Genomic DNA, 8,002 nt, shown 5'->3' with positions numbered 1-8,002 from the left:
GTTGGCATTAGCTATCTCTGCCGCAATCTTTTCTGCTGCTAAACGCTCTGTTTTATCTTCCCACTCTACAACTGTGCCTAAACGCTCACCGTTATCGTTTATTACCGGGGTCGCTATCAATCCAAAGGTCATTTCTCCAAGTTCTAAATCAGTTTTATATACACTTTTTAAGTTTTCTAACATCCCCCTTTGATGTGCTGGGTTTTTATGGAAGTCATCAACACAAGTACCTATTAGGTTATCTACATTAAAGTTTGGTAATAATTCTTGTAACTGTTTTTCACGACTGCGAAGCATCGCTTTAACTGCACCATTAATATAAATAATATTTAAGTCTGCATCTGCCATCATCACATTGGCCTGACATACATCCAATGCACTGGTGGTTCTTTGGTTGGCATTAGCTATGTCTTCTGCAATCTTTTCTGCCGCTAAACGCTCTGTTTTATCTTCCCATTCAACCACTGTGCCTAAACGTTCACCATCATCGTTAAATACCGGAGTCGCAATTAAACCAAAGGTAAAACCTGCCAGTTCTAAATTTGTTTTATAGGTAGATTTTAAGTTATCTAACATAGTACGTTGATGTGCCGGATTAACATGAAAGGTATCAATATTAGTACCTATTAAGTTAGCAACATTAAAGTTAGGTAATACCGTACGTAGCTGCTGCTCATTATTTGATAGCATAACTTTTACAGCTTCATTAACATAAATAATGTTGTAATCAGCATCGGCCATCATGACATTGGCCTGACATACATCTAAAGCACTTGTGGTTCTTTGGTTTGCATTGGCAATATCTTCAGCAATTTTCTCTGCGGCTAAACGATCTGAAATATCTTCCCACTCTACAACAGTCCCTAAACGCTCACCTTTTTCATCAAATAAAGGAGATGCAATAAGGCTAAAGGTTAAATCGCCTAATTCAAGTTTGGTACTATATGATTGCCTAAGTGACTGTAATAAAGAACGTTGATGACTTGGGTTCTGATGGAAAACGTCTACATTAGTACCAACAAGGGTTGCAACATTAAAGTTAGGTAGCAAAGCTCGAAGTGCAGTTTCATTTTTCTGCAACATGGCAGTTACTGAAGTATTGACATAAGTAATGTTGCAATCGGCATCGGCCATCATCACATTACCCTGACATACATCTAATGCTTTTAACCTTGCTATATCCAGTTTATCTGGCTCTGGTTCTTCGACCTCTATAGTAAATAAATCTGATACGCTTCTAAAAAAGGCGGGATAAGCATCTTGATTAAGCTTATCAAAACCATATTGATCGTTATCTTTTAGATAGGGTAAACTAGATTCCACTAAGTCAAGTTTGGCCGCTAATACATCTAATGTTTGATGCAAATAAAACAAGGCACCACTTGTAGCCAATGCAAATATAAAAATGGCCATCATGGTTTGTTGTTCAAAGTTAACGCCAGCGATTTGCAGGCTAATAATAAAGGATATCAGAATAACGACAGCTACTATTAGCAGCTTATTCACGAGTTTTGCTCTTACACTGATTTGTTCCATTTCGCCCCCTTGCGTAAGGAATTTCCTGACTTAATAATTAAAATAAATTGAATAATTAACCTGCTAATAAATCGATTTCTGTTTCTCGTAATAAATTTAATACGCGCTCTAAATGTAGAAGTACAACCATTTTATCTCCCACATTGACTAACCCATGTACAAATTCTGCATTCTCGCTTTTACTAATATCGGGTACATCTGTCGCTTGTTGCTGACCTATGCTATAAACATCAGATACGGCATCTACAACTAACCCCATTATTTTTGAACCTACTTTTAATTCAACCTTAACCACTATTATTACAGTTAATGGCCCATACTTGACTGACGTTAAACCAAACCTTAAACGTAAATCTATAATAGGTACTATGGTACCTCTGAGGTTGATTGCTCCTTTTACAAAAACAGGTGCATTCGGTATGGCGGTAATTTCTTCCCAGCCACGAATTTCTTGCACCGTTAAAATATCAACCCCATACTCTTCTTCATCCATAATAAAAGTTAAAAATTGCTGAATATCCTCCTGATTAACACTGGGTGAATGAAGTTCATTTATTTGCTGAGACTGCTGTTGTGTTTGTTCCATCTAATCTACCCCAACATAGTGTTTACTATGACTGATTCTGCTTTTGTTCTGGCTAATCTAGCCAGACTTGGTTCTTAACATTAATGTGATTTACACTCTCTACTTATAATTTACCCAGACTCTAATATAGACTTATCGATTGCTAATTTTTGACTTCCCGCTCTTTTTAACCCTGCAAGTTTTATTAAACCGCTGATATCAACAATAAGTGATACACGACCATCACCTAAAATTGTTGCACCTGAGACACCATCTACTTTTTGGTAATTGGCTTCTAAACTCTTTATAACAACCTGCTGTTGTGCTAATAAATCATCAACTAATAAACCGACTTTTTGATTATCACTTTCAACTATGACCAATAAACCTTTATCTAACTCTTCTATAGCACCGGTATGATTGAAGATTTGAAATAGTCTTAATATTGGAATGTACTCTTCTCTTAACCTCAGTACATCAACGCCACCACCAACACAGTTAATTTGTTTTAAATCAACCTGTAATGACTCAACAATTGAAATTAACGGCACAATATAAGTATGCTTTCCTAAAGTGACTAATTGACCATCGAGTATGGCTAAAGTAAGCGGTAAACGTATTGTGAATGTAGAGCCTTTATCGCGCTCAGAGGTAACATCAATTGAACCGTTTAACGCATGTATATTTCGCTTTACAACATCCATACCCACACCACGGCCAGATAAGTCACTTACAGCATCTGCGGTAGAAAAGCCTGGCAAAAAAATTAGATCGTTAACTTCATCATCGGTTAAAGAAGCACTTTCTTCTATCAGGCCTTTTTCAATTGCTTTAGATTTTATTTTGTCGGTATTTAAGCCGTTACCGTCATCCATTATTTCAATAACAATATTGCCACCTTGATGAAATGCATTTAGGGTGACTTTGCCTACAGGGTTTTTACCTGCTTCAATCCTATGTTCTGGCGTTTCTAGCCCATGATCTAATGAGTTACGTACTAAATGCACCATAGGATCAGAGATTTTTTCCATTACCGTTTTATCTAATTCTGTTGTTTCACCTATGAGCTTTAGCTCAACTTCTTTACCTAATTTCTCTGAAATATCTCGTACTAAACGTGGAAAACGACTAAATACAAAACTAATTGGCATCATACGTATACGCATAACACTTTCTTGTAAGTCTCGGGTATTATGAGCTAGTTGAGCTAAGCCTTCTTTAAGCGCCATTTGTTTGTTTTCGGTCATATCACCTTCACCAAGCTGGGTAAGCATGGCTTGAGTAATCACTAACTCACCAACCATATTAATCAAGGAATCGACTTTATCTATACCTACTCTAATTGAAGTTGATTCACCAATTGTTTTAGTTGGCTTTTTATTTTTTTCACTAGTTGCTTCTTTGACTGATGTAACTTCGACCTCAACTTCAGAGTTTCTTTCTTCAACTATTTTGTCTTGCTCAAGCGTTGGTTCATCATCTTCAAATAATCCACCACATAATGTGATTTTAATTGTTGCATCGTCTTCAACCCATTCAAATATTTCTTTAATTTTTGTATCATTTTCATGGGTTTCTACAAAAAATGTCCAAGCGATATAGCATTCATCGGGCTCGATATCATGAATATCAGGTATATCGGTTAAATCTGATGAAACAGAACATTCACCTAAATCAGCTAATTCATTAAACAGGTATAAAGGTTCATTACCAGTTTTAAATAAATGGTGTAATGGTTTAAAGTCTACTTGATAGGTATCTAATGATTTAGAATTAATCGGTGAACTTGATTCTTGAGCATCGCCATGTGAAATATTTAATATGCTTTCAAATTCAGCTTTTAATACATTTGATTCTGTTAAATCAGGTTCTTGCTCTACCTGTAATGCACCAAGCATTTCTCGTAGACAATCAACTGATTTTAAAAGCAGATTTACATGTATGTTCTCTAAATTTCGTTCGCCATTTCTAATTTGATCTAATAAAGTCTCAAGAACATGAGTAAAATCAGCAACTGAATTAAAACCAAATGTACCACTCCCCCCTTTGATAGAATGAGCTGCTCTAAAGATAGTATTGATAGTTTCTGAGTCAAGATCTCCGGGTTCTAAATTAAGTAATTCAGCTTCCATTGCATCTAAGCCTTCAAAGCTTTCTTCAAAAAACACTTCAAAAAATTGACTAAGATCGATACTCATATAACCACCCTATTTCTTACTTTTAACGGATCACTTTTTTTATGACTGCCAATAACTGCTCAGGATTAAAAGGCTTCACTATCCAACCTGTTGCACCAGCTGCTTTACCTTCACTTTTTTTATCTAAACCTGACTCAGTAGTTAGCATTAGCATAGGTGTGAACTTATATTCAGGTAATGCTCTAAGCTCTCTGATTAAGGTAATGCCATCCATTATTGGCATATTTACATCTGAAATAACGGCATCAAAAGTACCTTGCTTTGCAATCCCTAATGCTTCACTACCATCTTTAGCATCTGTTACATCAAAGCCTGCTTTTTTTAGGGTGAAACTAACCATTTGTCTCATAGATGCGGAATCATCTACAGCCAATATTTTTTTCATAATGACCTCTTATTATGATTGTTCGATTTCTAAAAAAGTTAATACCCCTAGCGCTTTGGCTGAGGCATTCAAAGCATCGCTTTTACCATGCCATTGAATTTTATGCTGTGTTAAAAGTAAGTGCTTTTGCAAGGCGCATAATAATTGTATTGATGCGGTATCGGCTTGTACTACTTGGTTGACATCTATCTCGATTGCTTTGCCTTCATTAAGTAGCTCAATAAAGGTTTGATGTAATGTAGCAACATTGTTTATTTTAAGCTCTTCTGGCAACTGAAACATTAATGATCAATCCTTATTTATCTTTAGTTAAAAGCTTAGACGGTGATCTTTAATTTGCCACAAAAATTGATAATTAATTAAATTTAATAGAGATATTTATAAAACATAGACTTTCAGGGATGTTGTGCTATATGAAATAATTATTGTTCTTAATATGAATATTTAAAATTGAAAGAACTAGGGGCTGTTGATTTAGGGAGGAATAAATTAGTATCATAAACATGATTTATACTGGTGAATTCTATTTTAAAAATTCACCAGTTTTTTATGTTAATAATATTCAGCAACCAATTTAAAATCCGTTATTAATTGTTCAGTATTTATCAGTGGAGGCTGACCTTTTACAAATTCAGGTTTAAAAATAGCTCTAAGCTTACCTTCACTATCAACTAAAGCGATAGAAGCACTATGGTCTACGGCATACTCTTGCCCCATCTCACCATCTGTAATGGCGTAAATTAAACCTAAGTCTCTTACAAAAGGAAATAGTTGAATATGAGACCCTGTCGCGCCGATAAAATCAGAATTAAAGTATTCTATATACTGCTTTCTTTTATCAACTAAATCTCGTGCTGGATCTACTGAAATAAACCAAACTTTTAATGTATGTTCTGTAGCAACACTTTTATATATCTGGCTGAGTTTAGCCAAGGTCAGAGGGCAAATATCTGGGCAATGGGTATAACCTAAAAATAATAAGTTCCACTGTCCTTTCAATGCTTCATTGGTAATTTTTTTTCCATTTTGATCCTCCAAAACAAATGGTTTAAGCTTTCTGGCTTCTGAATAAACAAGTGCTTTCGTTTGTGGAGGCTTTACTTCAAAACAACCACAGACTGTACAGCCAATTAATAAAATAAATAAGACTCTGATCATCATTTTCTTATGCCACAATTGCTTTATCTATAAATAGTACGATAAAGAGTAACATTAATTGAATAATAGAAAACTTAAATAAGTCCATTGCACCGTCAGATGTATTTGATAGTTTTAATTTAATCGCTTTATAAATAAATACGCCATTTAAAATTATTGATCCTGCTAAATAAAAATAACCTGACATGCCTATCAAATAAGGTAAAATACATGCTAAAGCTAATAATAAGCTATATAGCAAAACACAAGTTTTAGTGAATGTAATACCATGGGTAACGGGTAGCATAGGGATATTCGCTTTTTTGTAATCTTCTCTTCTATGTATAGCCAAAGCCCAAAAATGAGGTGGCGTCCAAGTGAATATAATCATCACTAATAGCCAAGGTTCCGCAGCTAATTGACCCGTTTCAGATACCCAACCTAATAAAGGTGGCATAGCACCAGCTAAACCACCAATCACAATATTTTGTGGTGTAGCACGTTTAAGATATAGGGTATAAATAAAGGCATAACCAACTAAAGCAAGCAAAGTTAACTCAGCAGTTAACCAGTTAGCAGCGAAAACTAAACAAACAAAACCTATAATGGCGATTGATGCTGAAAATATTAATGCCTGCGCCCGTGATACCCTACCCTTTACAACTGGTCTATTTTTTGTGCGTGCCATTTTGGCATCAATCTCATAGTCAACTATATGATTTATAACAGCGGCACTACTTGCTAATAACCCAATGCCAATTAAGCTCACGCTCTGTAATAATATACTGCGTCCCATATCGGGGGCTAAAGCTAAGCCCACCAGCGCTGTTAATACCAATAAAGCAACTACTTTTATTTTACATAGCTCCATGTAATCTTTAATACTTACAGATCTTGTTGCTCTTTTTATATATTTTTTTTGTACTAATGCATTTTCCATTTTATTACTCCTAAAAATTAGGGACGGATTTTTATTCTATTTTTCAGTAAAGAACTTAGCTAAGCCGTTTACATTTTAACAGCACGCGAATGAAGCCCCATCAACTAAAACTACTTTGCTAAATTTGTCGCTATTATGCTTCTTTAGCTATCTATTTTACTCTGTGTATATAAAAACTTAATCGGATCAAACTTATCAATAACATGGCCGCCATGAGGTTATGGGCTAAAGCAATACTAATGGGGAAGTGCCAATACACCAAAATCCCTCCTAATAAAATTTGACATATAACTGCGACAACAACGAGCAATGCACTATTTTTAATTTTATTAGACTGAGCACGAAGCCAAATGCGTATAGCAACAAATAAAATCACAGTTGCAGTGACTATGGCCCAAAAGCGGTGGACTAAATGAATTGATTGGCGCGCCTCAGAAGATAAAACACCATATTCATAATTACTTGATGCTGAAGGAAGTTGAAATACATCTAACAAGGAAAATGTTTGCTGCCAATTACCCGTACATAAAGGCAATCCTGAGCAATGAGGTGCTGCATAGTTTGCAGCCAGCCACCCCCCTAACGCTATTTGCATTAGTAATACAACCAAAGCAAATATACACCAAGAAAAATAACCAATGACTGAAGCATCACCACCAACGATAGGTTGACTAGCAATACGAAAATATAGCAAACTCGATAAAGTTAATATGGCAAAGCCACCTAATAAATGACCCATTACAATCAAAGGTTGCAAAGCCATAGTGACAGTTAACATGCCTAACATGGCTTGGAATATAACAAGCAAAAATATAAATATGGGTAATTTTAGTGGCCTGATATGTTTTATTCGTTGCGCTGAATTTGAAGTCGTATTTTTAAAACGATAAATCGAATAAAACATAACCCCTAACAATATTAAACCTAAAGTTCCAGCAAAATATCTGTGGATCATTTCTTTCCAAGCTTTTCCTGATTCAACAACGGCTCCTGGAAATTTTTGCTCAACCAATGATATATCATCGAGGTGTTTTGGCACAGTTAAAAAGCCATAACAACCGGGCCAATCAGGACAACCAAGCCCTGCATCACTAAGCCTAGTATAAGCACCCAAACCGACAACGACCACTGCAAATAAACAGCTGATTAAAACTAGAATCTGATATTTATTTTTAAAATACTGAGATATATTTTTCTTCATTATTATGAATCCTTCAACTACTTAATATCACAATTTTTAT

The 8,002-nt window shown here is 35.2% G+C and carries 8 protein-coding genes; all 8 read right to left on the bottom strand.

The features are described 5' to 3' along the window. On the bottom strand, positions 1-1,536 hold a 1,536-nt coding region (locus CJF42_RS13960), incomplete at its 3' end, for a PAS domain-containing protein (protein ID WP_141235559.1). Positions 1,537-1,591: 55 nt separating this feature from the next. Beyond that, complete coding sequence (locus tag CJF42_RS13955; protein ID WP_095367277.1) at positions 1,592-2,122, bottom strand: chemotaxis protein CheW; 531 nt, start codon at positions 2,120-2,122, stop codon at positions 1,592-1,594. A 110-nt stretch (positions 2,123-2,232) separates the two neighbouring features. Then, the gene (locus CJF42_RS13950) at positions 2,233-4,299 is read right to left on the bottom strand and encodes a chemotaxis protein CheA (protein WP_095367276.1); all 2,067 of its coding nucleotides are present in this window, start codon (positions 4,297-4,299) and stop codon (positions 2,233-2,235) included. Between the two features lie 22 nt (positions 4,300-4,321). Further along, on the bottom strand, positions 4,322-4,684 hold the full coding sequence (locus tag CJF42_RS13945) for a response regulator (RefSeq protein WP_095367275.1): 363 nt from the start codon (positions 4,682-4,684) through the stop codon (positions 4,322-4,324). Between the two features lie 12 nt (positions 4,685-4,696). Further along, a complete protein-coding gene (locus CJF42_RS13940; protein WP_095367274.1) occupies positions 4,697-4,966 on the bottom strand; it encodes an STAS domain-containing protein in 270 nt (89 codons plus the stop codon). A 270-nt stretch (positions 4,967-5,236) separates the two neighbouring features. Then, positions 5,237-5,869 carry an SCO family protein gene (locus tag CJF42_RS13935; RefSeq protein WP_095367273.1) on the bottom strand — a complete coding sequence of 211 codons (633 nt, stop codon included), beginning with the start codon at positions 5,867-5,869 and terminating at the stop codon, positions 5,237-5,239. Next, positions 5,850-6,761: a heme o synthase gene (cyoE, locus tag CJF42_RS13930; protein WP_095367272.1), complete on the bottom strand. Its 912-nt coding sequence runs from the start codon at positions 6,759-6,761 to the stop codon at positions 5,850-5,852. Before cyoE ends, CJF42_RS13935 begins: the two co-directional genes overlap by 20 nt. Before the next feature lie 151 nt (positions 6,762-6,912). After that, entirely contained in the window at positions 6,913-7,962 is a 1,050-nt protein-coding gene (locus CJF42_RS13925; protein ID WP_095367271.1) for a COX15/CtaA family protein, read from the bottom strand. Between the last annotated feature and the right edge of the window lie 40 nt (positions 7,963-8,002).

Origin of the sequence: Pseudoalteromonas sp. NBT06-2 (assembly GCF_002276045.1) — a bacterium.
Taxonomy (GTDB): Bacteria; Pseudomonadota; Gammaproteobacteria; order Enterobacterales; family Alteromonadaceae; genus Pseudoalteromonas.
Note: the sequence above shows the minus strand (reverse complement) of the source record. Positions and strands in the feature narration are given on the sequence as shown.